The sequence below is a fragment of the Sphingomonas oligophenolica genome (assembly GCF_006438955.1).
Taxonomy (GTDB): domain Bacteria; phylum Pseudomonadota; class Alphaproteobacteria; order Sphingomonadales; family Sphingomonadaceae; genus Sphingomonas; species Sphingomonas oligophenolica_A.
In genome coordinates this window covers 16753-42920 of sequence record NZ_RCZK01000015.1, presented here as the reverse complement: position 1 = coordinate 42920, position 26168 = coordinate 16753, and the positions used below count along the sequence as shown (strand labels likewise).

General features: G+C 66.5%; 24 protein-coding genes and 2 tRNA genes. 19 read left to right on the top strand and 7 right to left on the bottom strand.

Annotation, left to right across the window (positions count from 1 at the left end; translation table 11 throughout):
• The 3 genes from EAH84_RS14075 to EAH84_RS14065 form a co-directional block, all read left to right on the top strand.
• On the top strand, positions 1-233 hold a 233-nt coding region (locus EAH84_RS14075; RefSeq protein WP_140871468.1), incomplete at its 5' end, for an integrase core domain-containing protein.
• A gap of 195 nt (positions 234-428) precedes the next feature.
• Entirely contained in the window at positions 429-878 is a 450-nt protein-coding gene (locus tag EAH84_RS14070) for a hypothetical protein (protein WP_140872631.1), read from the top strand.
• Between the two features lie 118 nt (positions 879-996).
• Positions 997-2010 carry a tyrosine-type recombinase/integrase gene (locus EAH84_RS14065; RefSeq protein WP_241656621.1) on the top strand — a complete coding sequence of 338 codons (1014 nt, stop codon included), beginning with the start codon at positions 997-999 and terminating at the stop codon, positions 2008-2010.
• Between the two features lie 98 nt (positions 2011-2108).
• Here the strand turns inward: EAH84_RS14065 and EAH84_RS14060 are convergent.
• Both EAH84_RS14060 and EAH84_RS14055 read right to left on the bottom strand, forming a co-directional pair.
• Positions 2109-2182 (bottom strand) — tRNA-Cys (locus EAH84_RS14060).
• Between the two features lie 17 nt (positions 2183-2199).
• Positions 2200-2544 (bottom strand): hypothetical protein, encoded by a 345-nt coding sequence (locus EAH84_RS14055; protein ID WP_140872630.1) that lies wholly within the window; start codon positions 2542-2544, stop codon positions 2200-2202.
• 176 nt (positions 2545-2720) lie between these two features.
• Between EAH84_RS14055 and EAH84_RS14050 the strand changes: the two genes are divergently transcribed.
• From EAH84_RS14050 to EAH84_RS14025, 6 genes are all read left to right on the top strand, one after another.
• Positions 2721-3380: a protein-L-isoaspartate O-methyltransferase family protein gene (locus EAH84_RS14050; RefSeq protein ID WP_241656620.1), complete on the top strand. Its 660-nt coding sequence runs from the start codon at positions 2721-2723 to the stop codon at positions 3378-3380.
• Positions 3381-3393: 13 nt separating this feature from the next.
• Positions 3394-4911 carry a TolC family outer membrane protein gene (locus EAH84_RS14045; protein ID WP_425326465.1) on the top strand — a complete coding sequence of 506 codons (1518 nt, stop codon included), beginning with the start codon at positions 3394-3396 and terminating at the stop codon, positions 4909-4911.
• A 29-nt stretch (positions 4912-4940) separates the two neighbouring features.
• Positions 4941-5483, top strand: coding sequence for a DUF2497 domain-containing protein (locus tag EAH84_RS14040; RefSeq protein WP_140872627.1), 543 nt, complete (start codon positions 4941-4943; stop codon positions 5481-5483).
• A 78-nt stretch (positions 5484-5561) separates the two neighbouring features.
• Positions 5562-7592, top strand: coding sequence for an alpha/beta hydrolase family protein (locus EAH84_RS14035; RefSeq protein ID WP_140872626.1), 2031 nt, complete (start codon positions 5562-5564; stop codon positions 7590-7592).
• Positions 7593-7666: 74 nt separating this feature from the next.
• Complete coding sequence (locus EAH84_RS14030; RefSeq protein WP_140872625.1) at positions 7667-10501, top strand: valine--tRNA ligase; 2835 nt, start codon at positions 7667-7669, stop codon at positions 10499-10501.
• Between the two features lie 51 nt (positions 10502-10552).
• Positions 10553-12046, top strand: a complete 1494-nt coding sequence (locus tag EAH84_RS14025) for an MATE family efflux transporter (RefSeq protein ID WP_140872624.1) — start codon at positions 10553-10555, stop codon at positions 12044-12046.
• Here the strand turns inward: EAH84_RS14025 and EAH84_RS14020 are convergent.
• Positions 12043-12927 (bottom strand): diacylglycerol/lipid kinase family protein, encoded by an 885-nt coding sequence (locus EAH84_RS14020; protein ID WP_140872623.1) that lies wholly within the window; start codon positions 12925-12927, stop codon positions 12043-12045. The two genes, EAH84_RS14025 and EAH84_RS14020, sit on opposite strands and share 4 nt — an antisense overlap.
• Positions 12928-12981: 54 nt before the next feature.
• Between EAH84_RS14020 and hemB the strand changes: the two genes are divergently transcribed.
• The 4 genes from hemB to EAH84_RS14000 are packed head-to-tail and all read left to right on the top strand — an operon-like array spanning position 12982 to position 17251.
• The gene (gene hemB, locus EAH84_RS14015) at positions 12982-13974 is read left to right on the top strand and encodes a porphobilinogen synthase (protein ID WP_140872622.1); all 993 of its coding nucleotides are present in this window, start codon (positions 12982-12984) and stop codon (positions 13972-13974) included.
• A 3-nt stretch (positions 13975-13977) separates the two neighbouring features.
• Positions 13978-14517 carry a GNAT family N-acetyltransferase gene (locus EAH84_RS14010; protein WP_140872621.1) on the top strand — a complete coding sequence of 180 codons (540 nt, stop codon included), beginning with the start codon at positions 13978-13980 and terminating at the stop codon, positions 14515-14517.
• A complete protein-coding gene (locus tag EAH84_RS14005) occupies positions 14514-15047 on the top strand; it encodes a GNAT family N-acetyltransferase (protein WP_140872620.1) in 534 nt (177 codons plus the stop codon). Before EAH84_RS14010 ends, EAH84_RS14005 begins: the two co-directional genes overlap by 4 nt.
• The gene (locus EAH84_RS14000) at positions 15044-17251 is read left to right on the top strand and encodes a spermidine synthase (protein WP_140872619.1); all 2208 of its coding nucleotides are present in this window, start codon (positions 15044-15046) and stop codon (positions 17249-17251) included. The genes EAH84_RS14005 and EAH84_RS14000 overlap by 4 nt, the downstream gene beginning before the upstream one ends.
• 7 nt (positions 17252-17258) lie before the next feature.
• On the opposite strand, the gene EAH84_RS13995 is transcribed toward EAH84_RS14000, so the two are convergent.
• Complete coding sequence (locus EAH84_RS13995; protein ID WP_140872618.1) at positions 17259-17768, bottom strand: hypothetical protein; 510 nt, start codon at positions 17766-17768, stop codon at positions 17259-17261.
• 83 nt (positions 17769-17851) lie between these two features.
• Here EAH84_RS13995 and EAH84_RS13990 point away from each other — a divergent pair.
• Positions 17852-17928 (top strand) — tRNA-Arg (locus EAH84_RS13990).
• Between the two features lie 88 nt (positions 17929-18016).
• Here the strand turns inward: EAH84_RS13990 and EAH84_RS13985 are convergent.
• A complete protein-coding gene (locus EAH84_RS13985) occupies positions 18017-18484 on the bottom strand; it encodes an Lrp/AsnC family transcriptional regulator (RefSeq protein ID WP_140872617.1) in 468 nt (155 codons plus the stop codon).
• A 187-nt stretch (positions 18485-18671) separates the two neighbouring features.
• On the opposite strand from EAH84_RS13985, the gene EAH84_RS13980 reads away from it, so the two are divergent.
• From EAH84_RS13980 to EAH84_RS13965, 4 genes are read left to right on the top strand one after another with little or no spacing between them, the layout of a single operon-like run.
• Positions 18672-20426: a sensor histidine kinase gene (locus EAH84_RS13980; protein WP_241656619.1), complete on the top strand. Its 1755-nt coding sequence runs from the start codon at positions 18672-18674 to the stop codon at positions 20424-20426.
• Between the two features lies 1 nt (position 20427).
• Positions 20428-21429, top strand: a complete 1002-nt coding sequence (locus tag EAH84_RS13975; protein WP_241656618.1) for a WalW protein — start codon at positions 20428-20430, stop codon at positions 21427-21429.
• Positions 21430-21468: 39 nt separating this feature from the next.
• Positions 21469-22386, top strand: a complete 918-nt coding sequence (locus EAH84_RS13970; RefSeq protein WP_241656617.1) for a PEP-CTERM sorting domain-containing protein — start codon at positions 21469-21471, stop codon at positions 22384-22386.
• 29 nt (positions 22387-22415) lie between these two features.
• The gene (locus tag EAH84_RS13965; RefSeq protein ID WP_140872615.1) at positions 22416-23756 is read left to right on the top strand and encodes a dicarboxylate/amino acid:cation symporter; all 1341 of its coding nucleotides are present in this window, start codon (positions 22416-22418) and stop codon (positions 23754-23756) included.
• 39 nt (positions 23757-23795) lie between these two features.
• Here EAH84_RS13965 and mbfA read toward each other — a convergent pair whose 3' ends face one another.
• Both mbfA and EAH84_RS13955 read right to left on the bottom strand, forming a co-directional pair.
• On the bottom strand, positions 23796-24752 hold the full coding sequence (gene mbfA, locus EAH84_RS13960) for an iron exporter MbfA (RefSeq protein WP_140872614.1): 957 nt from the start codon (positions 24750-24752) through the stop codon (positions 23796-23798).
• Positions 24753-24785: 33 nt separating this feature from the next.
• The gene (locus tag EAH84_RS13955) at positions 24786-25658 is read right to left on the bottom strand and encodes an S-methyl-5'-thioadenosine phosphorylase (RefSeq protein WP_140872613.1); all 873 of its coding nucleotides are present in this window, start codon (positions 25656-25658) and stop codon (positions 24786-24788) included.
• A 44-nt stretch (positions 25659-25702) separates the two neighbouring features.
• On the opposite strand from EAH84_RS13955, the gene EAH84_RS13950 reads away from it, so the two are divergent.
• Positions 25703-26122, top strand: coding sequence for a DUF2147 domain-containing protein (locus EAH84_RS13950; protein ID WP_140872612.1), 420 nt, complete (start codon positions 25703-25705; stop codon positions 26120-26122).
• The last annotated feature ends 46 nt before the right edge of the window (positions 26123-26168 follow it).

The window sequence follows — 26168 nt, the reverse complement described above, 5'->3', positions numbered from 1 at the left end:
CCATCAGTATGGACGGCAAGGGCTGCTGGCGCGACAACGTGTTCGTTGAGCGCCTTTGGCGCTCGGTGAAATACGAGGAGGTATATCTGCACGCCTACGCATCGGTCCCCGAGGCCCGCGCCGGCATCGGCCGATACTTCGCATTTTATAATGGCATCCGGCCGCACTCAGCTCTTGGCGGCCGCACGCCCGACCAGATATACTTCGACCAGCCGCTTCTCGCAGCGGCATGATCAACCAGCGGCGATCCACTTATCCAAGCCGCGAGCCTGTGCAGACGACCGGAGCCACCTCTCCGCGAGCGGATTGAGGAGGCCGCGGAACTGTTTGGCAACTCGCTTTCCGGCGAGGTCGAACGCCGCCTCATCAGCTCATTCCTGTTTGACCAAGCCAATGGAGGCGCGGAGATTGCGACGTTCGCGCACCTCATGGCCGCGACCATTCACGCGATTGAGGAGCGGACGGGCAAACAATGGACGAAGGACGACCAGACATATGCCGCAGTCTGGGCCGCAGCTAGGCGTCTGTTAGAGTGGCACCGGCCATCAGATCGGGCGCTTGATGATCCTGAAATTGAAGCGGCAGGGAGGGTCCAGATCGAATACGGGGTGGCGCAAACAAAACTCGAGGTTTTCGAGGCACACCACAAGATCGAAAAAGACGGAGATCTTCCAGAACTATCACCTAAGGTCCAAGCTGAATATTTTTCAATACTGCGAAATTTCAATGTTGCCGCGGATGCTAGCGGAATCGAACTTGAGCGCGCTCTCGACCGGCGTAGAAAGAGGCTGAACAGCTTCGCATTAGGAACCGAAGAGGCAACCAACCTATTTGAAATGCTCGGACCTAAGAAAAGCGAATCCGCTAATGGCGCTTAAGTTCCAACGGCTAACCCGGCCCGCTATCCGCGTTCTCGCAATCGGCGAAAAGCTCTCCGAGCACGGGATCACAGCCGAGCGGCAGTCGACCGGAGACGTTCGTTATAGCGTCAACATCATGGTCGACGGCCACCGCATCCACCGCGTCGTGGGACGCGAAAGCGAAGGCGTCACGCGCGAGCAAGCGGAACGCGCCATCGAATCCTTCAGGACCAAGGCGAGGGAAGGGCGGTTGGACCTTCCCCAGGGGCGAAAGGCTCACCAGTCGTTCGCCGACGCCGCAGACGAGTATATCAAACGGCTAGAAGAGAGCGACGGCAAGAACGTCCCGATCAAGCGCCGCCAGCTTCGCCAGCACCTCAAGCCCGCGCTCGGCAAGGAGCGGATCGACAAGCTCACCGAATTTGGGCTGAAGAAATATCGCAAGACAAGGCGCACGGCGGGCGCGACCGCGGCGACGGTGAACCGCGAGATGGCAACACTATCGCACATGCTGCGATGCGCGGTCACGTGGCGATGGATCAAGGCCGAGACGGTGCCGCTCATCCCGAAGGAGCCAGAGCCCGCCAAGCCGATCGCCGTCCTCACCGACAAGCAATCGACCGCGTTGATGCGCGGCGCGGAGGGTGACCAGGACGGGCGGCTCTGGCTGTTCGTCGCGTTCGGCCTCAACGCTGCCATGCGCCATCGCGAGATCCTTGCGGTGCGTTACGACCAGATCGACTTCGCTAGCAGACGCATATTCATTCCCGAGGCCAAGGCAGGCCAGCGCGAGCAGCCCATCACGAAGGCGCTTGCCGATGCCCTAGAGCGGCAGCGCGCGATGGAAGCGGACCCAGACGGTTGGGTATTCCCGGCCATTATCGAGAAGCAGGCGAAGAAGGAACATCGCACTAACATGGCCCGACCCTTCCTGCGCGCCGTCGTTCGAGCTGGCCTCGATCCCGACAAGGTCACGCCGCACACGATGCGCCACACCGCGATCACCCGGTTGGTGAAGGCAGGGACCGACCTCCCGACCATTCAGCGGATCAGCGGTCAACAAGACGCTGTAGATGATCCTGCGCTATACCCACATCCACGGTGTCCACATCGACGCGGCGATCGATACGCTCAGCACGCCTTTTCCTGACGCAGTTACACAGGAACTACACACGCCCCTTGAGCCGGGGCAGGTTGTCAGAGGCAAGATGGTCGACATTAAGCGCAGAAAATCAGCGGGTTAACGCATGGAGGCCCGACCGAGAATCGAACTCGGGTGCAAGGATTTGCAGTCCTCTGCGTAACCACTCCGCCATCGGGCCTCGAAGCGAAGGCGCGGCTAGTGCGTGGTTTTGGTCGCCGGGTCAACTCCCGCGGTATGGGTCAACATCGGCCGCAGCCGGATGCCGAGGCAGATGACCGTCGGCCACAGCAGCGTGTTGATCACGTCCGCGATCGTGTCGGGCCAGCGCCACGCATGAAAATGGAGCCGGTCGAGCAGCTCGTTAGCGGCCTCGGCCACGACAACGACCGACAAGGGCACGAAACTGCCCAGCGACCGACGCGTGACGAGCCGGGCCAGCATCAACAACACCATACCCGCGTGGATGTGGAGCAGCGTGTCGGGAAGGCCGGTGCCGTCGCCGATCCAGTCGATCAGGCGGTGATATTGTGCGGGGATCATTGCCGGGTTGGTAGATCGGATTGCCGATACAGGCCAGTGCTTCAAGAATTTAGGGCGGATGTCGCCAAGATAAACCAGTGTTGATACTTGGCGCGCGCGATCAGCCGCGATAAACCCGGTCGATCAAAAGGTGTATTGCGCAGCTAAGACAGCTGTGCGAAAAAGGACGAATGATCATGATCGCCGACCCCACTGCGACTGCCACGATGCGCCACGCCATGGTCGCCAGCCAGCTGCGGACCAATGCCGTCAGCGACCAGCGCGTCGTCGCGGCGATGGCGCGGGTGCCGCGCGAGGATTTCGTTCCTGCCGCGGCGCGCGAAATTGCGTATCGCGATACTGCGGTGGCGTTGGGGGGCGGACGCCAGCTTAACCCGCCGATGGCGACGGGGCGGCTGCTGACCGAAGCCGATCTGGCGCCCGACGATCGCGTGCTGCTGATCGGGGCGGCCACCGGCTACACCGCCGCGGTCCTGGCGCAGATCGTCGGAACAATCGTGGCGGTGGAAGAGGATCAGGCGCTGGTGGCGGACGCGCGCATGGCGCTGAGCGGGATCGACGCGGTCGAACTGGTCGAAGCGCCGTTGACCGCGGGCCATGCCGCGGGCGCGCCGTACGACGTGCTGATCGTCGACGGCGCGATCGAGGCGGTCCCCGATGCGCTGATCGGCCAGGTCAGGAGCGGGGGTCGCATCGTTTCGGGGATTGTTGAGTCGGGGGTAACTCGGCTTGCAGGGGGGCGGAAGACCGCGGGAGGCTTTGGCCTGGCCGCGTTCGCGGATGCCGATTGCGTGGTGCTGCCCGGCTTCGCGCGACCACGGGGGTTTAGTTTCTGAGATGACGACGAGAATGACGACGACGCGACGGTTGTTCGTGGGCGCGGCGATGCTGGCGTACGCGTCGGTCGCGCAGGCCGAGACGCTGCAAGAGGCATTGCTCAAGGCCTATCAGTCCAACCCGACGATCACCGCGCAGCGCGCGGCGCAACGCGCGACCGACGAGAATGTCCCGATCGCGCGGTCGCAGGGGCTGCCAGGGGTTAGCGCGAACGGCGGGGTGACCGACAACCTCGTCCAAGCGAACAATAGTTTCTTCAGTCCCAGTCGGTTTGGTAACGCGTCGGTCAACGTCGCGCTGCCGATCTATTCGGGCGGCGCAGTCAAGAACGGGGTGAAGGCGGCGGAGACGCGGGTCGAGGCGGGCCGCGCGACGCTGCGCAGTACCGAGGCCAATCTGTTCACCAACGTTGTCGCGGCGTACATGAACGTGATCCGCGACGAGGCCGTGGTCGGGTTGAACCAGCAGAATGTCCGCGTGCTCGACACCAATTTGCGCGCGAGCCGTGATAGATTTCAGGTCGGCGACCTGACCCGGACCGACGTCGCGCAATCCGAAGCCCGACTGGCGCTGGCGAATGCGCAGTTGCAGTCGGCCGAGGCACAGCTGATCGCGAGCCGCGAAACCTACGTCGCAGTGGTGGGGTCGCCCCCGGCCGCGCTGGAAACGCCGCCCGCGCTGCCCAACCTGCCCGACTCGCCGCAGACCGCGGTGACGACCGCGCTCGACGGCAATCCGACGCTGGCCGCGGCGCGCAAGCAGCGCGACGCGACGCGATACGATGTCGCGGTCGCACGCGCGAACCGGCTGCCCAAGGTCAACCTGGTCACGGGGGGAAATTATACCAATTATCTGGGCTCTATCCCGTCGCTCGCCAACGGCCAGTCGATCGCGGGGAGCGCGACCAGCGCGACCGCGGGGGTGCAATTCACGCTGCCATTGTTCCAGGGCGGGCGTCCCGCAGCGCAGGTGCGCCAGGCCGAAGCGCTGCGCAGCCAGGCGATCGAGAACGAGACCGGCGCCGAGCGCACGGTGATTTCGCAGACCCGATCGGCCTATGCGATGTGGCAATCGTCGTTGCAGGTCATCACCTCGTCCGAAACCGCGGTCAACGCCAACAAGCTGAGCCTGGAGGGCGTTCGTGCCGAAAACAGCGTCGGCACGCGGACGATCCTGGATATCCTCAACGCCGAACAGGAACTGCTCAACAGCCAGGTGACGCTCGTCACCGCGCGGCGCGACGCTTATGTCGCGGGCTTCGCGCTGCTCGCAGCGATGGGGCAGGCGGAGGCGAACGACCTGGGGCTGGAGGGCGGCGTGCTCTACGACCCGACGATCAACTACAAGCGCGTCCGCCACAAGATCAGCGATTTCGGCGGCGATGGCGAGCCCGATCCGGTCGCGTCGACGACCGCCGATACCCCGGCGCAGAACGCGACCGTGACGCGGGCGCTCGACCCGATGCTCGATACGCCGGTTGACAGGAACCCGGCGTTGACGACAGGTAAGGCTTCGCCGGATCGCCAATAGCGGGGACGGGCGGAGACGGGATGCTTCGCATGGGGGACATCGGCGCCGAACCATCGATGGAGGATATCCTCTCGTCGATCAAACGGATCATTGCCGAGGAGGGCGACGGCGGTCAGCCGCGCCCGCGCCGCGCGCCGCGCGCGGCTACCACGGTCGATCGGCGGGCGGCGCCGATGGCGGACGACCACGACCAAGGCCGCGCTGACGCCCACGATGACCATAGTAATGACGGGGCCGAGCGGGTGAGCGAGGGGCGGGCGGCCGATGAACCGATCCTGGAGCTGAGCGACCCGATGCCCGATCCCGATTGGCCCCGCGACCGCGCACGCGCCGATGCGGCCAAGCCCGAACCGATCCTGTCGCTAGAGACCGCGGCGGCGAGTCGCGGCTCGCTCGATTCGCTGAGCCGCCTGATCGTGAAGCAGGAGCCGGGAAGCGACGGGACGCTCGAGGGGCTGGTGCGCGAGATGCTGCGCCCGATGCTGCGCGACTGGCTCGATTCGAATCTTCCCGACCTGGTCGAGACGCTGGTCGCGCGCGAGATCGCGAAGATTACCGGGCAGGCGCGGTAACGCCCGACCGCCCGGGTTCGCCCGGGTGACGAGCCGCGCCGGTTGCCGTGGCTGGCGGCATCTGCTTCAATCCCGGTCATGAACAAATATGTCTCCGCGAGCCTGATCGCGATCGCCGCCGCCGCCGTACCCGCCGGTGCGCGTCAACTCACCATCGATGACGTGGCGACGCTGTCGCGGGTCGGGGCACCGACCGCGTCCGCCGACGGCCATTGGCTGGTCTGGCAACAGCGCGAAGCCGATCTCGCCGCCAACAAGGGCCGGTACGATCTGTGGCGGCTCGACCTGACCAAGCCCGGCGCGGTGCCGACCACGCTGGTTGCCGACCCGCAGGTCAACGAAACCGACCCGCAGATCGTCGGATCGACGCTCTATTATGCCGCGAGCGATGCGATCTGGTCGGTCCCAATGACTGGCGGGAAGCCGCGCAAGATCACCGATTTCGATGGCGGCTTCGGCGGGTTCAAGGTTGCGCCGACCGCGGATCGGATCGTGGTGTGGGCCGACCGCCAGCCCGGCGCGGCGAGCTTGCAGCCGCCGATGGTGAAGCCCGACCCAAACGCAGGCGAAGCGCGGATTTATGACCGGATGTTCGTGCGCCATTGGGACACATGGGCGGACGGGACGCGATCGCAATTGTTCGTGCTGCCGATCACCGCGGCGGGCGCGAAGGGCAACGGCGTCGGAATCGAGGGTGCGCTGGTCGGCGATACGCCGTCCAAGCCGTTCGGCGGGGGCGAGGAGGTCAACTGGAGCCCCGACGGCAAGACCGTGTACTTTGCGCTGCGCGAGGCGGGGCGGATCGAGCCGCTGTCGACCAATCTCGACATCTTCGCCGCGCCCGCCGATGGATCGAGCACTCCGGTCAATCTGACCGATGCCAACGACGCGACCGACAATCTGCCGACGGTGTCGCCCGACGGGCGCAAGCTTGCCTATTTCGCGATGCGGCGGCCCGGCTACGAAGCCGATCGGCAGGTGCTGACGATCCGCGATCTGGCGACCGGCACGCTGGTATCGCTGACCGAGCGGTGGGACCGGTCGGTCGGCTCGATCGCGTGGGCGCCCGATTCGCGGTCGTTGCTGGTGACCGCGGAGGACACCCAGGAGAATCCGCTGTGGCGGGTCGATGCCGCGACCGGGCAGGTCACGCGGCTGACGCAGCGGGGCAATGTGTCGTCGGTGACGGTGCTGCCCAAGGGCGTCGTCGTCTCGATGAACAGCCTGACCGCACCCGACGATTATTACCGGGTGTCGGAGGCAGGCACGCCGACGCGGCTGACGAGCGTCAACGCGGCGAAGCTCGCCGGAATAGATATGCCGACGGTCACGCGGTTCAATTTCAAGGGCGCGAACGATGATACCGTGTGGGGCTATGCGGTGAAGCCTTATGGTACGAGCGGCAAGGTGCCGGTCGCGTATATGGTCCATGGCGGGCCGCAGGGATCGAGCAACAACAGCTGGTCGTACCGGTGGAATCCGGCGGTGTTCGCGGGCGCGGGCTACGGCCTGGTCGCGGTCGATTTCCATGGGAGCACCGGCTACGGCCAGGGGTTCGAGGACGCGATCCGCAACAATTGGGGTGGTTGGCCGCTCGAGGATTTGCAGAAGGGTCTGAAGGCCGCCACCGACAAATACGCCTGGCTCGATGCCAACAACGCGTGCGCGCTCGGCGCCAGCTACGGCGGCTATATGATGAACTGGTTCGAGGGCAAATGGCCCGACCGGTTCAAGTGCATCGTCCAGCACGACGGCGTGTTCGACGCACGTGCGATGGCCTACGAAACCGAGGAATTGTGGTTCGACGAATGGGAACATGGCGGCAAGGCCTATTACGAGGACCCGCAGGCGTTCGAGAAATGGAACCCGGTCAATTATGTCGCCCAGTGGAAGACCCCGATGCTGGTCGTCACCGGCGAGAAGGATTTCCGGATTCCCTACACCCAGGGCCTGGCGACCTTCACCGCGCTGCAGCGACGCGGTATTCCGTCGCGTCTGATCGTGAATCCCAACGAGAACCATTGGGTGCTGAAACCCAACAACTCGCGGCAATGGTATCGCGAGGTGCTCGGCTGGATGGATAAGTGGACGGGGAAGGCGGGGCAGTAATCCCCTCCCGGGGAACGGTCAGCGAGCAACGGAACAGGTGACGAAGGTGGCGCGAGGCGGCTAAGGCATCGCGCATGACCGAACTTGCCAAGACCTTCGACCCCGCCGCGATCGAGACGCGCTGGTACGCGCATTGGGAGGACAAGGGGCTGTTTCACCCCGACCGCCCCGGTGCGGAGCCGTGGACGATCGTCAATCCGCCGCCCAACGTCACCGGCAGCCTGCATATCGGCCACGCGCTCGACAACACGCTGCAGGACATATTGACGCGGCACGCGCGATTGCAGGGCAAGGATGCGCTGTGGGTGGTCGGGACCGATCACGCGGGGATCGCGACGCAGATGGTGGTCGAGCGGCGGATGGCCGAGCACCAGCAGAAGCGCACCGACTTCACCCGCGACGAATTCGTCGCCAAGGTTTGGGACTGGAAAGCCGAAAGCGGGGGCGAGATCACGCGCCAGCTGCGTCGTCTGGGCTGTTCGATGGATTGGGCGAACGAACGCTTCACAATGGACGAGGGCTTTTCCAAGGCGGTCGTCAAGGTCTTCGTCGATCTTCATAGCGAGGGGCTGCTGTACCGCGACAAGCGGCTGGTGAACTGGGACCCGGGGCTCGGCACCGCGATCAGCGATCTTGAGGTGGAGACGCGCGAGATCAAGGGCAGCTTCTGGCGGCTGCGCTATCCGCTGGAGGACGGATCGGGCTTCATCGAGGTCGCGACGACGCGTCCCGAGACGATGCTCGCCGACATGGCGGTCGCGGTGAACCCGGCGGACGACCGCTATACCGCGCTGGTCGGCAAGAACGTCCGGCTACCGATTACCGGGCGGCTGATCCCGATCGTCGCCGACGACCATGCCGATCCCGAACTGGGGTCGGGCGCGGTGAAGATCACGCCGGGGCACGACTTCAACGATTTCGAGGTCGGCAAGCGCGCCGGTTTTGCGGCGGGTACGATGCTCAACATGCTCGATGCGAAGGCGCGGGTGGTGCAGGTGGCGGACGGGCTGATTCCGGCCGAGCTGATCGGACTGACCACCGCCGAGGCGCGCGCGGCGGTGGTCGCGCGGTTGAAGGCCGATGGCTGCCTGATTCCGCATGTCGACAAGGACGGTGAGGAACACGACGCCGAACCGCGCACGATCCAGACCCCCTATGGCGATCGCTCCGGTGTGGTGATCGAGCCATGGCTGACCGACCAATGGTATGTCGACGCCAAGACCCTCGCGCAGCCCGCGATCGAGGCGGTGCGATCGGGTGCGATCCGGATCGTGCCGAAGACGTGGGAAAAGACGTTCTTCAACTGGATGGAGAATATCCAGCCGTGGTGCGTCTCGCGGCAATTGTGGTGGGGGCACCGGATCCCGGCTTGGTTTGCCGAAGATGGCACGATCTACGTCGCGATGACCGCGGAGGAAGCGCAGCGTCAAGCGGGGGAGGGCGTCGCGCTGCGGCAAGACGACGACGTCCTGGACACCTGGTTTTCGAGCGCGTTGTGGCCATTTGCTACGATGGGGTGGCCGGATGAATCCCCCTCCCGCCTGCGGGAGGGGCTAGGGGAGGGCGTGTCAGCAAGCGACGCGCTCACCTCGACAAGCCCTCCCCCGACCCCTCCCGCAGGCGGGAGGGGAGTCTTGGACGGTCGCTACCCCAACGACGTGCTGATTTCCGGCTTCGACATCCTGTTCTTCTGGAACGCGCGGATGATGATGCAGGGATTGCATTTCATGGGAGATGTGCCGTTCAAAACACTGTATCTCCACGGGCTCGTCCGCGCGGCGGATGGCGCGAAGATGTCGAAGTCGAAGGGCAATACGGTCGATCCCCTTGGACTGATCGACCGCTACGGCGCCGACGCGCTGCGCTTCTTCATGGCGGCGATGGAAAGCCAGGGCCGCGACATCAAGATGGATGAGAAGCGCGTCGAGGGCTATCGCAACTTCGCGACCAAGCTGTGGAACGCGGCGCGGTTCTGCCAGGCCAACGGGATCGGCGCGAGCGCGACGCTGGAGGCGCCGGACGCGGCGCTGGCGGTCAACAAATGGGTAATCGCGGAGACGATCAAGACGGTGCAGGCGGTCGACCTGGCGCTCGCCGACTATCGGTTCGATGGTGCGGCGAACGCGGTGTACCAGTTCGTGTGGAGCCGGTTCTGCGACTGGTATCTCGAACTGATCAAGCCCGCCTTCGTCGAGGGCGAACGCGGCGAGATCGACGCCGAAAGCAAGACGGTGTGCGGCTGGGTGCTCGACCAGATATTGGTGCTGCTCCATCCGTTCATGCCGTTCATCACCGAGGAACTGTGGCACGCGATGGGGGCGCGCCCCTATGATCTGATCGTCGCGCAATGGCCGATGGCGGACGCGCGGAGTCTCGATCCCGAGGCCGAGCAGGAAATCGACTGGCTGATCCGGCTGGTGAGCGAGATCCGCGCGGCGCGCACTGACTTGGGCATCAGTCCAGCGGAGCGACTTAACTTTGCGATTTCAGATATTGGTGATTCTGAGCGTAATTGGCTACGACATGGGCTAGATGCTCTGAAGCGACTGGCACGGTTAGATGTAGTCGTTTGGCCCGCCGAGCAGGGTTTTTCGAATCAGACTCGTTTGCCCGGCGTTTCCGCCAGCGTTATTTCGCACAACGCAAAAAGCGGTGTCCAAATTATTGTCTCTGGCTTGGAGGGCACCATTGCTCTCGGCGACGAATTTGATGTGGATAGCGCTCGCGGGCGTCTTACCAAAGCGATCGCGGCGGCGGCGAAGGAACGCGATGCGCTCGCCGGTCGGCTCGGTAATCCTAGCTTCGTCGAACGTGCCAAGCCCGAGGCGGTCGAGAAGGCCAAGGTGGATCATGCTGACAAGGCGGCGGAGGCTGAACGGCTGTCGGCGGCGCTGGCGCGGTTGGGGTAACAATCCCCCTCCCGCTGGCGGGAGGGGCTAGGGGTGGGAAGACGATAGGCCGTGAGCGATACGACTGAGACTAGCCCACCCCCTGCCCCTCCCGCGAGCGGGAGGGGAGGGAAGCAGCGCGACCTGACGTCGGGACCGATCGCGGCGACGTTGCTTGTGTTCGCGCTGCCGACCTTGGGGTCGAGCGTGCTCCAGTCGCTCAACGGGTCGATCAACGCGGTGTGGATCGGGCAATTTCTCGGCGAAACCGCGCTCGCGGCGACGACCAACGCGAATATCATCATGTTCCTGCTCGTCGCCGCGGTGTTCGGGTTCGGGATGGCGGCGACGATCCTGATCGGGCAGCAGATGGGGCGCCGCGATATCGACGCGGTTCGGCGCGTGCTCGGGACCGCGCTGGGGTTGTTCACCGTCATCTCGATCCTGACCGTTGGCGTCGGGTGGATCGTCGCGCCCGCGATCCTGCGGCTGCTCGCCACCCCGGCGGAGGTCTATCCGCTCGCGCTTGCCTATCTGCGCGTGATCTTCCTCGCGATGCCGCCGGGCTTCCTGTCGGTGCTGCTGACGATGGCGTTGCGCGGCACCGGCGATTCGATGACGCCGCTGAAATTCATGGCACTGGGCTCGCTCGTCGATGTCGGGTTGAACCCGCTCTTCATCCGCGGGTGGGGACCGATTCCGGCGATGGGGATCGAGGGATCGGGGCTCGCCACGCTAATCGCGAACAGCGTCGCGCTGATCGCGCTGGTGGCGTTCATCTATCGCCGCGACCTGGTCATCCGGCTGCGTGGCGCGGAGCTGCGGTATCTGATTCCCGCGCGCGACCTGTTGAAGACGATCGTCGTCAAGGGCTTCCCGATGGGATTGCAGATGCTCGTGGTGTCGACATCGGCGCTGGCGATGATCGGGCTGGTCAATCGCCACGGCACGTCGACGACCGCGGCCTATGGCGCGGCGAACCAGCTGTGGACCTATGTCCAGATGCCCGCGATGGCGGTGGGAGCGGCGGTGAGCGCGATGGCGGCGCAGAATATCGGCGCGGGGCGGTGGGACCGGGTCGACCGGATCACGCGCGCGGGGCTGATGATGAACCTGGCGCTGACCGGCGGGCTGCTCACGGTCCTGACGCTGGTCGACCGGCATGTGCTGTGGCTGTTCCTGGGGCAGGACCCCGCGTCGATCGGCATCGCGGTGCGGATCAACCTGATCGCGGGATGGAGCTTCATCCTGTTCGGGGTGTCGATGGTGCTCGCCGCGACCGTCCGTGCGAACGGCGCGGTGGTCGGGCCGCTGGTGATCCTGGCGATCGCGATGTTCCCGATCCGCTTCGGCATCGCCGCGGTGTTCGATCCCCGGATCGGCGCGGACGCGATCTGGTGGAGCTTTCCGGCGGGATCGCTCGCCTCGATGATCCTGACGATCGGCTATTACCGGTTCGGCGGGTGGCGGCGGGTGAGACTGGTCGACACGCCGATCGCCGAGGACGGCGCGGCGCGGGTGCGGGCGGGAAGCGAGCCGACGGGCAAGCAGATGCCAGTCGGCTAACGCTGGGCCGGTGCTATCACCTTGATGACGCCAGCGGCGATCCGCGCGGTGACCGGGGTGGTGGCGAGCACTTCGCCGTCGATCGAAATCGGCATCGGCGGATCGGTCGCGATGCGCAGCGCCGTGCCGCGGAAATCGCGGGTGTCATCATGCCGTGCCTCGCTGCGAAAGACGCTGGCAACCCAGTTCTTGACGAGCCGCCGCTTGGTCGTGCCGACCACCGCCTGGACGACGATGTCGCCCGAATCGACCGCGGCGTCATCGACCAGCAGGGTGCCACCGTGAAAGCGGCCGTTCGAGATTCGCACCTCGACGACGCACAGGCTCTCGGCCGCTGCGCCCTCACCGACGGTCAGCGTGAACGGTTTGAACCGGGTATATTGATACGCCGCCCAGCCGAGATAGCCGATGCGGCCCAATAGCTTCTTGAGCCCGTGCGGCACCGTCTGCGCGATCTGCGGACTGATCCCCATCGCGGCGCAATTGGCGAAATAATCGTCGTCGATCATCCCCAGGTCGATCCGCCGGGGCGCGCCGTTGCGGATGACGTCGATCGCGCCCGGGATATCGAGCGGGATGCCGAGCGTGCGCGCGAAGCTGTTCGCGGTACCGAGGGGGAGGACGCCGAGGATCACGTCCCTGCCGACGAGCAGGTCGACCAGCCCACTGATCGTGCCGTCGCCGCCGCCGAGAATGACGAGATCGGGTTTCTTGGCGAGCGCGCGCTCGACGGTCGCCTCGAGATCGGCGGGGTCTTCGACCGCGTGCGCGTCGACCGGGAAGGGCAGGTCCTGCATCGCGGCGCAGGCGGCCTTGAACGAGCGGCGTCCGGTGCGCGACATCGCATTGACGATCAGCGCCGCTGAGGTGATCGGGGTCATGGCACACGTCCGTAGCGCTTGCCTGTCGAAAGCGCATCAAGCAAAGCTGTGTGCATGTCCGCCTCCTATCCTGCCCTTCGCCTTCGTCGGTCGCGCGCGAGCGCGTGGAGCCGCCGTCTCCACGCCGAAACCGTGCTCACCCCGGCCGATCTGATCTGGCCGTTGTTCATCGCCGAGGGCAAGGGGGTCGAGGAACCGATCGCCAGCCTGCCCGGCGTGTCGCGCTGGTCGGTGGACGGGATCGTCGCGCGGGCGAAAGAGGCGCGCGACTTGGGCATCGCGTGCATCGCGCTGTTTCCCAACACGCCCGCGCACCTGCGCAGCGACGATGGGTGCGAGGCGCTCAACCCCGACAATCTGATGTGCCGTGCGATCCGCGCGCTGAAGGATGCGGTGCCCGAGGTCGGCGTGCTGACCGACGTCGCGCTCGATCCCTATACCAGCCACGGGCACGACGGGCTGGTCGATGCGGCGGGCTATGTCGTCAACGACGCGACCGCGACGCTGCTGGTCGAACAGGCGCTCAACCAGGCGCGCGCGGGCGCCGACATCATCGCACCATCGGACATGATGGATGGGCGGATCGGCATGATCCGCGACGCGCTCGAGCGCGAGGGCGCGCACAACGTCCAGATCATGAGCTATGCCGCCAAATATGCGAGCGGCTTCTACGGGCCGTTCCGCGATGCGGTCGGTTCGCGCGGCCTGCTCAAGGGCGACAAGAAGACGTATCAGATGGATTCGGCCAACGCCGAGGAGGCGCTCCGCGAGGTCGCACTCGATCTCGCCGAGGGCGCCGACAGCGTGATGGTGAAGCCCGGGCTGCCTTATCTCGACATCATCCTGCGCGTGAAGACCGCGTTCGAAGTCCCTGTATTCGCGTATCAGGTGTCGGGCGAATATGCGATGATCGAGGCCTCGGTCGCGGCGGGGGCGGGCGAGCGCGACGTGCTGGTGCTCGAAACGCTGATGGCGTTCAAGCGCGCGGGCTGTTCGGGAGTGCTGACCTATCACGCCGCGCACGCCGCGCGGCTGCTCAACGGGTGACACATGATCGAGACTGAGCGCCTGGCGCTGCGCCCGTGGCGCGAGGCGGACAAGCCGCGGTTCCGCGCGATCATCAACACGCCCGCAATGATGACGCATTTCGGCGGACCGACCACCGACGACGCGCTCGATGCGCTGATCGACGCGCAGATCGCGGGGCAGCGCGACGACGGATTTTCGATGTGGGCGGTCGATTGGCGCGCGAGTGGGGAGCCGATCGGCATCTGTGGGCTGCGCCGCGCGCATCATGCAGGTTCGCCGGTGTTCGGGATGCTCGAGGCAGGGTGGCGGATCGCCGAGGCGTACTGGCGGCGCGGCGTCGCGCGCGAGGCGGCGATGGCGAGCATCAATTGGGGCTGGGCGCACACCGACGATGCCGCGATCGTCGCCTATACCAGCCCCAGCAACGAACCGTCGTGGCGTCTAATGCAGAAACTGGGGATGCGGCGGCGCACCAACCTCGATTTCCGGCATCCGCGCTTTGCCGGCGACGACCCGCTGGGCGAGATGATCGTGTATGCGGTGGAGCGCAGCGCGGCGTGATCGAGACCGAGCGGCTGATCCTGCGTCCCTGGCGTGACGAGGATGTGCCGCATCATCATGCGATGTGTACCGACCCCGGGTTCATGGCGTATCTCGGCCCGCCGCTTACGCTGGACGGCGCGGCGGCGGCGGCCGCGCGGCAGAACGCGCATCGGGCGGCGACCGGGAGCTGTTTCTGGGCGATCGAGCACCGCGCGAGCGAATGCTTCGTCGGCTATTGCGGGATCAAGCCGGGTCCCGACGACACGCCGATCGCGGGGCTGCCCGAAATCGGCTGGGGGATAGCGCCCGATCGGCAGCGCCACGGGTTCGCCGCGGAGGCGGCAAGGGCGTGCCTCGCGGATGGCTGGGCCAGATTCGACTGGCCGACGATCTATGCGATTACGGTACTCGGCAACGTCGCGAGTTGGGGGCTGATGGAGCGGATCGGCATGCGCCGTGCCGCGGATATGGCGTTCGATCATCCCGCCCTTGCGCAAGGCGACCCGCTGCGGCCGCACATCACCTACGCGATCGACCGACCACGATGAACCGCGGGCACGCGCCGGGGCGCGGCGGACGGGTGCTCTACATCGCGACGATCCTGACCGGATCGTTTTTGCTGTTCCTGGTCCAACCGATGGTTGCGCGGATGGCACTGCCGCGGCTGGGCGGCGCACCGGCGGTGTGGAATTCGGCGATGCTGGTCTATCAGCTGCTGCTGCTCGGCGGCTACGCCTATGCGCATTGGCTCGACCGGCTGGCGCCGCGCCGACAGGCGGTGATCCATCTCGTCGTGATGTTGGTCGCGGCCGGCTGGCTGCCGATCGGGTTGATCGGGCGCGAGCTTCCGTCATCGGCATCGCCGGTGATCTGGGCGCCGTGGCTGCTCGCGGCGTCGATCGGGCCGCTGTTCTTCGCGGTCAGCGCGCAAGCGCCGCTGATCCAGCGCTGGTTCAACCTCGCGAGCCGGGGCGACGATCCCTATCCGCTCTATGCCGCCTCGAACCTCGGGAGCTTCGGCGGACTGATCGCCTATCCGTTGCTTGTCGAACCCACGCTCGCGCTGACCGGGCAACGCTGGCTGTGGAGCGCGGGCTATCTGGTGCTGATCGCGCTGGTCGTCGGGTGTTCGACGATGCTGCCCCGCGCGGTCCCGGCCGATTTGCATGACGAGCCGGTCAGCCCGCGCGCGTCGCGGCAACGGATCGCGTGGTGGATCGCGCTCGCCGCGGTGCCGTCCGGGCTGATGCTCGCGACATCGACCTATATCACCACCGATATCGTCGCGTTGCCGCTGCTGTGGGTGTTGCCGCTCGGGCTATACCTGTTGAGCTTCACGGTCGCGTTCACCGAGCGGCGAGGGCTGGCGGATACGCTGACCCGGATCGCGCCGATCCTGATCCTGTTGCTCGGCGGGGTCGTACTGGGAGGGCTCAACCAGAATGCCTTGGTCGACACGATCATCGCGCTCGTGCTGCTGTTCGTCGCCTCGGTCGCGCTGCATACGCGGATCTACCGGCTGCGCCCCGCGCCTGACCGACTGACCGGGTTCTACCTGGCGCTCGCGGTCGGCGGTGCGCTGGGGGGCGTGTTTGCGGGGCTGATCGCGCCGATGGTGTTCGACTGGACCTACGAATATCCGTTACTCATTCTGGCGGCCGGACTGCTGGTGCCGCAGGTCTATCTGACCCGCAGGGTGCGCACGTTGTGGACCGATCGTGCCCGCCGACGAATTGCGCTGGGCCTCGTGGCCGTGGCGGTCGCGGCTCTGTTCGCGCTGTATCTGGCAGGACCGAGCGAGATGTTCGGCGCTGGGCATCAGGGTCTCGCGTTCATCGTGATCGCCGGGATCGGGCTGGTCACGCTGGGCGCGCGGCTGCCCTATATGCTGGTGCTGGTCGGCGCGGTGATGCTGTTCGGCGGCTATCGATCGCTGACGCTGTCGTTCGCCGACGACGCGCGGGCCCGGAGCTATTTCGGGGTCTATACGATCCGCCATACGCCGACGATGCGCGAACTCGACCACGGCACCACCGTTCACGGTGTCCAGATCACCGGCAGCCCCGTGCGCGAGCGGACGCCGACGACCTATTACGTGCCGGGGTCGGGGATCGGGCAGGCGATGGAAGCGCTCCCCGCGTTTTACGGCGCGCACGCACGCGTGGGCGTGGTCGGGCTGGGGACGGGGACGCTCGCCTGTTACGCACGGCCGGGGCAGGATTGGCGGTTCTACGAAATCGACCCCGCGGTGGTCGGGATCGCGCGCGACGATTTCACCTATCTGACGCGCTGCCCGCCCAACCCCGCCATCGTAATCGGCGACGCGCGGCTCAGCCTGAGCCACGCGCCCGCCGCGAGCCTGGACCTGCTCGCACTCGACGCCTTCTCGTCGGACGCGATCCCGATGCACCTGATGACCGAGGAGGCGTTTGGGGTTTATGCGCGCGTCGTCCGGCACGATGGGCTGCTGCTGATCCATATCTCCAACCGCTTTCTCGATCTGGAGCCCGTCGTCGCGGCTGCAGCGCGCGCGGGCGGATGGCGCACGGCGGAGCTGGATTTTCGCCCGTCGCCGCTCGACCGCCACGCGACGCCCAGCCAGTGGATCGCATTGTCGCGCAACGCCAACGCGATCGCGGCGCTCGAGGCGCTCGATTCGGATTGGACCCCGCTTGCGCCCGATCGCCAGATCCGCGCGTGGACCGATGATTACTCGAGCATCCTGCCGCTGTTGAAATGGCGGATGCGCTGATCAGCGATCAGGCGGGCGGTACCATCGCTTCGATCCGCGTGATCGCTTGGCCCTGCCGCGTGGCCTCCGCGACCGCCTGGTCGCGCAGCGTGGCGAGCGGTGGATAGATTGGTGCGAGCGCGGCGGCGCGGTCGGCGATCATCTGGTCGATGTCGGTGACGAGCGCGGAGGCCTGCGCGCGCCAGTCGTCGAGCTCGGCGAGCCGCGATTGCGCGTCGAGCCAGGCGTCGGTGCCGACCGCCCGTCCCTTGGCGCGGCCCGCTGCTGCCTCGGCGGTGGCGGCGGCGTCTGTGAACCCCTTTGCGACGCGGGCGAGCGACTGGCGCTGCTCCGCGATCTTGGCGTCGAGCGCGGGATCGGGGCTGACATCGGGTTGCTCGGTTTCGGGTTCGGCGAAGCCGAGCGCCTCGACCGGGCGCGGCAAGAGCGAGGGATAGCCGCGATCATGGCGGGCGCAGCCCGAGATGAGGACGAGGAGGAGAATCGGCGATGCGAACGGGAGGGTAAGGCGGGACATCGCATTGCCCTAGTCGCGCGCAATAAGTCTCGCAACGCACTTGCGCGATCCGAAAACCCGATCTATCAGCCCCCCTCCCTTGTGCGCCCGTAGCTCAGCTGGATAGAGCATCAGACTACGAATCTGAGGGCCGGGCGTTCGAATCGCTCCGGGCGCACCAGGGTTCAATCACTTAGCGCCGATAGAAAGCCGTCGCGGATCGCATGGCGATTCGATCCATGCTTCGTCGGTTCGCCGACCGGGACGCTTCAGGTTCCGCTCACCGGGATCCCCGACAACGATTTGGCGGTGCGGATCGTCAGCGACGTCTTGACGCTGGCGACGTTGGGCGCGGGGGTGAGCTGGGTGGTGAGGATTTCCTGAAATCCCTTGAGGTCGCCCGCGACGATCTTGAGGATGAAATCGATCTCGCCGTTGAGCATGTGGCATTCGCGGACCTCGGGGATCGTCGCGACATGCGCCTCGAACGCGGCGAGATCGAGCTCGGCCTGGCTGCGCAGCGACACCATCGCGAACACCGTGATCGGGAACCCCAGGCTGGCTGGATCGAGATCGGCATGATAGCCGCGGATGATCCCCGCTTCCTCCAGCGCACGGACGCGGCGCAGGCAAGGCGGCGCGGTCAGCCCGACCCGGTCGGCCAGTTCGACATTGGTCATCCGGCCGTCCTCTTGCAGGTGAGCCAAAATCTGCCGATCGATGCGATCGAACGCCATGCGTCGTGTTCCCCGGTTGGCGCACCCGATTGGTACGCAGAATCGAAGCCTACGATAATAAAATTGCGGCCGAACGCAATTGTCCCACATTGCGACGCGTACGATTATCCGGTTCTCGCGAGTCGATCTAAGCGTTAATGAATCGTTGCGACGCCGCCGAGCGCGCCGCAACCCGGAGAGATGCCCCGTGCGGTTCGACGACAGCCTGACCACGATTCTGTCGGCGGACATGACGCCCGGCGTCGGTGCGCAATCCGCGTGGCGACAGCTGGTCGACCTGATGAGCCGCGGCCGGATTCCCGCGGACGAACCCACCATCGCGAGGCTGCGCCTGTTGCGCCAGGCGGTGCCCGAGTCAGTGCGCGCGGCAAGCGCGCGCGCGGTGGCGTTTGCGACGCCGGGCGCGGCGCTGGTCGGGTTTTTCGCGGAGGATCGGCTGGCGGTGGCGGCGCCGGTGCTACGGACCGCGGTGCTTCCCGCTGCGGAGTGGCTGGCGCTGCTGTCGCGGCTGACCCCCGAGGGCCGCTCGATCCTGCGTCACCGGCGCGATCTGCCGGGCGAGGTCGCGCGGGGCCTCGAAAGCTTCGGGGCGACCGATTTCGTGCTGCACGACGATTCCGTGCAGGGCGCGGTCGTTCAGCCCGCGAACGACCGTGATCTCGCCCCACCGTCGCCGTTGACTCCTGCGCCCGATACGCCGCGCAGCGCGACACCGTTCGTGTCGCTCGGCGATGTCACGCGGAAACTGCCGGTCATCGCCGAAGCGCTTCGCCAGGAAGAGCGGCGCGACGATGTGCCGCCCGATGTGGACGCGACACCCGGATCGCCGATCGCCAATCTCGTCGCGCGGATCGATGCGTTCCAGCGCCAGCGCGACGGCAGAGACGCCGCCGCTTTTGCGCCGACGCGCGCCCTGTCGTTCCAGTACGAGACCGATCGCGACGGCGTCGTGCGGTGGCTCGACGGGGTTGCGCGCGGCGCATTGATCGGGGTGTCGTTCGCGCATTCGGCGCGCCAAGGGGAAACGCAAGTCGATGCCGCGGCGGGTGGCGCGATCCGTCAGCGCGCGCGGTTCGCGCAGGCGCGGCTCGATATCGGCGGCGCGTCCGACGCTGCAGGATCGTGGCGGATCGCGGGTGAGCCGATCTTCGACCATGCGAGCGGGCGGTTCACCGGTTACCGCGGCGTCGCGCGGCGGCCGCGGGTCGACGAGGCGGCGGCGTCGCCGACGCCCGAGGGCAGTGAGCGATCGGATTCGCTGCGCCAGCTGGTCCATGAACTGCGCACCCCGACCAACGCCATCGCCGGGTTCGCCGAGCTGATCGAGACCCAATTGCTCGGCCCCGTCGCGCCGAGCTATCGCGCGCATGCGACGACGATCCGCGAACAGGCCAGCGCGCTGATCGCGGCGATCGACGATCTCGATACACTGGCGCGGATCGACGGCAGCGCGCTCGAACAACGACCTACCGTCGTCCATGTCCAGCCGCTGCTCGTGCGGATCGCGGGCGATCTCGAACCACTGGCGCACACCCGATCGGCGACGTTGGCGGTCGAGGTCGATCCCGATATCGCGGTGCGGATCGACGATCGGCTTGGCGAACGATTGCTGGCGCGGCTGTTGGGGACCGCGATCGGCGCGGCGGGGGCCGGCGAGCGGATCGCGGTGCAGGGCGCGACCGCGCTCGACACCGTGATCCTCGACATCACCCGTCCGGTCTCCTTCGGAGATCGTGACGTCGATGCGCTGATGCGGATCGAGGCGGACGCGGACGATTTGAGCGTTGCCGCGGGGGCATCGCTGCTTGGCGTGGGGTTCGCGCTCCGGCTGACACGCAACCTGGCGCGCCAACTCGGCGGCGAGCTGGTGATCGCCGCGGATCGCTTGACATTGCGGCTGCCCGCCGCCGTAGATGACAAGGTGGGGCAAGCGACCAACTGACGTGGCGGATCGCGCCGGACCGCCGTATCGGGTGCCGCCCCCGGTCGCGCGCGATCTGGTCGTGTGGCCCGACGCGTTCGGCACGCGGTTCATGGTCCATGTCGATGTCGAGGAAGAGTTCGACTGGTCGCGCCCGTTCGATCCCGCCGACCGCGCGACGAGCGCGATGCGCGCATTTCCCGCCGCGCACCGCCGGTTCGTGGATCGTGGGGTGCCGCTGACATCGTTCGTCGATCACCCCGTCGTGAGCGATCCCGCGTCGGTCGATATCCTGGCCGCGACGCTGGCCGATGGGCGTTCGGCGATCGGTGCACAGTTGCATGGCTGGGTCACGCCGCCGTTTGCGGAGGCATCGCCGGGGGACGGCTATGCGGGCAACCTGCCGCGCGCACTGGAGGCGGCGAAGATCGCTTCGCTGACCGATGCGCTGACCACGGCGTTCGGCGCGGCACCGCTGATCTTCCGGTCGGGGCGGTACGGGATCGGCCCCGACACGATCGACCTGCTTGCCGCACGGGGGTATCGGATCGATAGCACGATCCGCGCGCGCTACGATTATCGCGGCGATGGCGGTCCCGATTTTCGCGCCGTCGGCAGCGCGGCGTATCGGGCCGGCCCGCTCGTCGAGCTGCCCTTTACGACAATGTTCGCCGGGCTGATGCGGCATCGTGGAGCCGGGCTTTACGACGCGCTGGGGGCGATCCCGAGGGCGCGCGGCGTATTCGCGCGCGCAGGGCTGCTCCAACGGGTGTCGCTGACGCCCGAGGACATGCCGATCCGCGATGCTCTCCAGGCGGTAGATGCTGCGGTCGAAAGCGGGCTGCGGCTGCTCGTCTTCTCGTTCCATTCGCCCTCGCTCGAACCGGGGCACACCCCCTATGTGCGCGATGCCCGCGATCTGGCGCGGTTCTGGCGGTGGTGGGATGTGATGCTTGACCGGCTCGACGCGCTGGGGATCGCGCCCACCGGATTGGCCGAGGTGATCGATGCCAGTGCCGTTTGATCCAGGGCGCGTCGGCCCGATATTCGTGAGGAACATGCGTTGAAGATTCCACTTGGTTCGATCGCCGCCGCCCTGCTGATGGCAGTCGCGACGCCGGCGACCGCGTCCCCCGCCGCGACGGCGCCGCGGCAAACCGTGTTGTTCGTCGGCAACAGCTTCACCTTCGGCGCGCTGTCGCCGGTGTGGCGGTATCGGGCGGAGACCGTCACCGACCTGAACGACGATGGCGTCGGCGGGGTGCCCGCGCTGTTCAAGCTGCTCGCGAGCGAGATGGGGCTCGATTACGACGTCTATCTCGAAACCGCGCCGGGCCGATCGCTTGCCTGGCACTGGGACAACAACTCATCGGTTGTCGATCGGCGCTGGGACCATGTCGTGCTGCAGGATTACAGCACGCTCGATCCCGCGCAGCCGGGCAACGCGGCGGGTTTGGTTTCTTATGCGGCGCGGTTCGGCAGATTGTTCGCGGCGAGGAACCCCAAGGTCGACATCAGCCTGACCGCGACCTGGTCGCGCCCCGATCTGACCTATCAGCCCGACAAGCCGTGGACCGGACGATCGATCTATCAGATGGCGATCGACGTCCGGCGTGGTTACGACCGTGCGCAGCGGGCGGTGAAGCAGGTCCGCCGCGTCAACCCGGTCGGGCAGGCGTTCAATTGCGCGATCGCGGGCGGGGTCGCGGATGCCAATCCCTATGACGGCATCGCGCCCAACCAGATCGAACTGTGGGCGTGGGACCATTATCACGCGAGCGCGGCGGGCTATTATCTCGAGGCGCTGACCGTGCTCGGCGCAATGACTGGGCAGGACCCGCGCCGGTTTGGCCCGACCGAGCGCGCCGCAAGCGAGCTCGGGCTGTCGCCCGACCAGGCGGTGGCGCTCCAGACCGTGGCCGCACGCCAGCTCTATGGCGAGCCGTGCGAGGCACCGATTGCGCCGCGCCGCTTGCCGTGATCCGCGCCGCTTCGTAACGCTGGCGGCAAATGGCGGAGGGCGCGTTGCGGATCGAACGGACTGACGAACGCGTGCGCCCGCGCCCGCGGTGGTACGCGCACCTTTATTTCCAGGTGCTCGTCGCGATCGTGGCGGGCGCGTTGATCGGCTATCTCGCACCGACCACCGGAGAAGCGCTCAAGCCGCTCGGCGACGCGTTCATCAAGCTCGTCAAGATGATCATCGCGCCGGTCATCTTCTTGACGATCGTCACCGGCATCGCGGGGATGCGCGATCTCGCGTCGGTCGGGCGCGTCGCGGGCAAAGCGCTTGCCTATTTCCTGTTCTTCTCCACCGCCGCGCTGATCGTCGGGATGATCGTCGCCCATGTCGTGCGGCCCGGCGCGGGGCTCAACATCGATCCTGCGACGCTCGATACCAGCAAGGTCGCGACCTATGCCGCGCAGGCGCACGATACCTCGATCACCGGGTTCCTCACTGCGATCATCCCCGACACCTTCGTCTCGGCGCTGACGTCGGGAAGCATCCTGCAGGTGCTGTTCGTCGCGATCCTGTTCGGCATCGCGCTGGCGCTGGTGGGATCGCGCGGCGCGTGCGTGCTCGATCTGCTCGAGGAGGTGTCGGTCGTCGTGTTCCGCGTCGTCGCGATCCTGATGCGCGCGGCGCCGATCGGCGCATTCGGCGCGATGGCGTTCACGATCGGCGCGTACGGCGTCGGCACGCTCGCCAACCTCGCGCTGCTCGTGGCGACATTCTATCTCACCTCGCTGCTGTTCGTGCTTGGCGTGCTCGGGCTGGTGGGCTGGGCGTGCGGCTTTTCGATTTTCCGGTTGATCGGCTATCTCAAGGCCGAATTGTTGCTGGTGCTCGGCACCTCGTCGTCGGAAAGCGCGCTGCCGCTGCTGATCGAGAAACTGGAGCGCGCGGGGTGCCCCAAATCGATCGTCGGACTGGTTGTGCCGACCGGCTATTCGTTCAACCTCGATGGCACCAACATTTACATGACGCTCGCGGCACTGTTCATCGCGCAGGCGTGCAGCGTCGACCTGACGTTGGGACAGGAGCTGCTGCTGCTCGGCGTCGCGATGCTGTCGTCGAAGGGGGCGGCGGGGGTGACCGGCGCGGGGTTCATCACGCTGGCGGCGACGCTGTCGATCGTGCCCACCGTGCCGGTCGCGGGGATGGCGCTGATCCTGGGCATCGATCGATTCATGTCGGAATGCCGCAGCCTCACCAACTTCGTCGGCAACGCGGTCGCGACGATTGTGGTGTCGCGATGGGAGGGCAAGTTCGACCGCGCGCAATTCGACGCGGCGTTGCGCGGCGAGGTGCCATCGGTAGAGGGGCTGCCCGCCGTGTCGGGCGATTAGTTCAACGCCCGGGGGTAACGCCATCCCCACCTGCGTTTCTCACCCGCTTCCGATCGCGATCCCTGCGGCGAGTACCAGCGCGCCGCCGAGCATCACCTTGGCGGCGGCGGAAATCGGCGGGGTATCCATGTAGCGGAACTGGATCCACGCGATGATCGAGAGTTCGATGAGCGTCACGACCCCCGCGATGATCGTCGCGGTCCAGAAATCGTCGATCAGGAAGGGGAGCGTGTGGCCGATCCCGCCCGCGGTCGTCATCGCGCCGCAGACGAGGCCGCGCAGCAGCGGCGCGCCGCGTCCCGACAGCTTGCCGTCATCGGCGAGCGCTTCGGCGAATCCCATGCTGATCCCCGCGCCGATGCTGGCGGCGAGCCCGACGAGCAGCGCGTCGTGGGGTTGGTGGGTCGCGAACGCCGCGGCGAAGACGGGGGCGAGTGTCGAGACCGACCCGTCCATCAGCCCGACGAGCCCGGGCTGGACGATCTGGAGGACGAAGCGTTTATGCGCAGCGTCGTCTTCGCGGTCGCGGCGTTCGCCGGGCAGCCGCTTTGCCTCGATCTCACCCGCGGTCTTCAGGTGATCGAGTTCGGCATGCGCGAGGTCGCCGAGCAATTTGCGGATCGGCGCGTCGGTGCTGCGATCGGCCGCCTCGCGATAGAAGCGGCTGGCGTTGGTCTCCATCCGCTGCGCCTCGTTGCGGATCGCGTCGATCCCGCGCAGGATCGTCGTCCGCGGCGACGCGGGCGCGGGCGCGCCGCGGATGTCGCGCCGCGTGACATAAGGAATGTGGCGCCCGAATTTCTCGACATACAGGTCGATCAGCGCGCGGCGGTGCTCATCCTCCTCTGCTGACATGTCGTCGAACATCGCGGCGCTGTCGGGATAATGTTCGCGCAGGTTTTCGGCATAATCGGCATAGATGCGCCCGTCCTCTTCCTCATTCGCGATGGCGAGGGCGAGGACTTCGAGTTCGGTGAGGTCGTTGAAGCTGCGCATGGCGGGTCTTTCAGCACATCGTCGCGGCTAAAGCTATCGGCGCAGCACGCGCCCGGCAATCGCGTCGAGTCTCGCCACCACCGCAGGATCGCGGGCCTCGGGCGGGGTGATCAACGCCTGGTCGAGCACGGTGTCGAGCGGGGAGGGCGTGCGGGTCGCGGGGAGCGCGGCGACGAAGTGCTCGACGCAGCGCCGCGCGACCGCGCCGTTCGCGGTCATCTGTTCGATCAGCGCGCTGACCTCGACGAACGCGGCTTCTTCGCGCCAGCAATCGTAATCGGTGACCATCCCGATCAGCGCGTAGGGTAGCTCGGCCTCGCGCGCGAGCTTGGCCTCGGGCATCGCGGTCATCCCGATCACGTCGGCACCCCATTGGCGATAGAGGTGGCTTTCGGCGCGGGTCGAAAATTGCGGGCCTTCCATCGCGAGATAGGTTGCGCCCATCGCCGATCGGCCACCCGCCGCGTCGATCGCCTGCGCCGCCATCGTCGACAGCCGCGGGCAGACCGGGTCCGCCATCGAGACATGCGCGACGAGCCCCGTGCCGAAGAAGCTCGAAGCGCGTGCGACGGTGCGATCGATGAACTGGTCGACGAGGACGAAGGTGCCGGGTGCGAGCGTTTCGCGGAGCGACCCGATCGAGCTGATCGCAATCAGGTCGGTGCAGCCCGCGCGCTTCAACGCGTCGATGTTGGCGCGCGCGTTGACCTCGCTCGGCGGAATAGGGTGGCCGCGACCGTGGCGCGGCAGGAATCGCAGCGCGACATCGCCGATCCGACCGTGCAAAATGGCATCGGACGGCGTGCCCCATGGCGTGTCGATCGAGACCCAGTGCGCATCCTCCAGCGCGTCGATCGCGTATAATCCGGAACCCCCGATGATCCCAAGCGTCCATTCAGCTGGCATGCGCTACTCCCTCTATCGCCTTAGTCTATCACGGAGAATTAGCTTTGCGTAACGCTCCCCATTTGCTTGCCGCGCTAGCGCTCGCCGCCGTTCCCGCCACCGCCTTCGCCGCGCAACCCGTCACGGGGCGCTGGGTGACCGACGATGGCAAGGCGGTGGTGACGATCGGAACGTGCGGCAGTACGATCTGCGGCAAGGTAACGAAGATTCTCGCGGCGACGCCCAAGGGACCGCCGGTCGACGAGAATAATCCCGATCCCAAGCTCCGCCATCGGCCGATCGAGGGGCTTCAGATCCTGAGCGGTTTCAAGGCGGACGGCGACAGCTGGAAGGGCCGGATCTACAGCCCCGAAGAGGGCAAGACCTATAAGTCTGTGATGTCGCGCGCGGGGCCGGACACGATCAAGGTCAAGGGCTGCGTGTTGTTCTTCTGCAAGACCCAGACGTGGAGCAAGGCGGGATAGGACGGCACGACCTAGCGGATGCGCTCACTTGAGTGTGATGACGTTA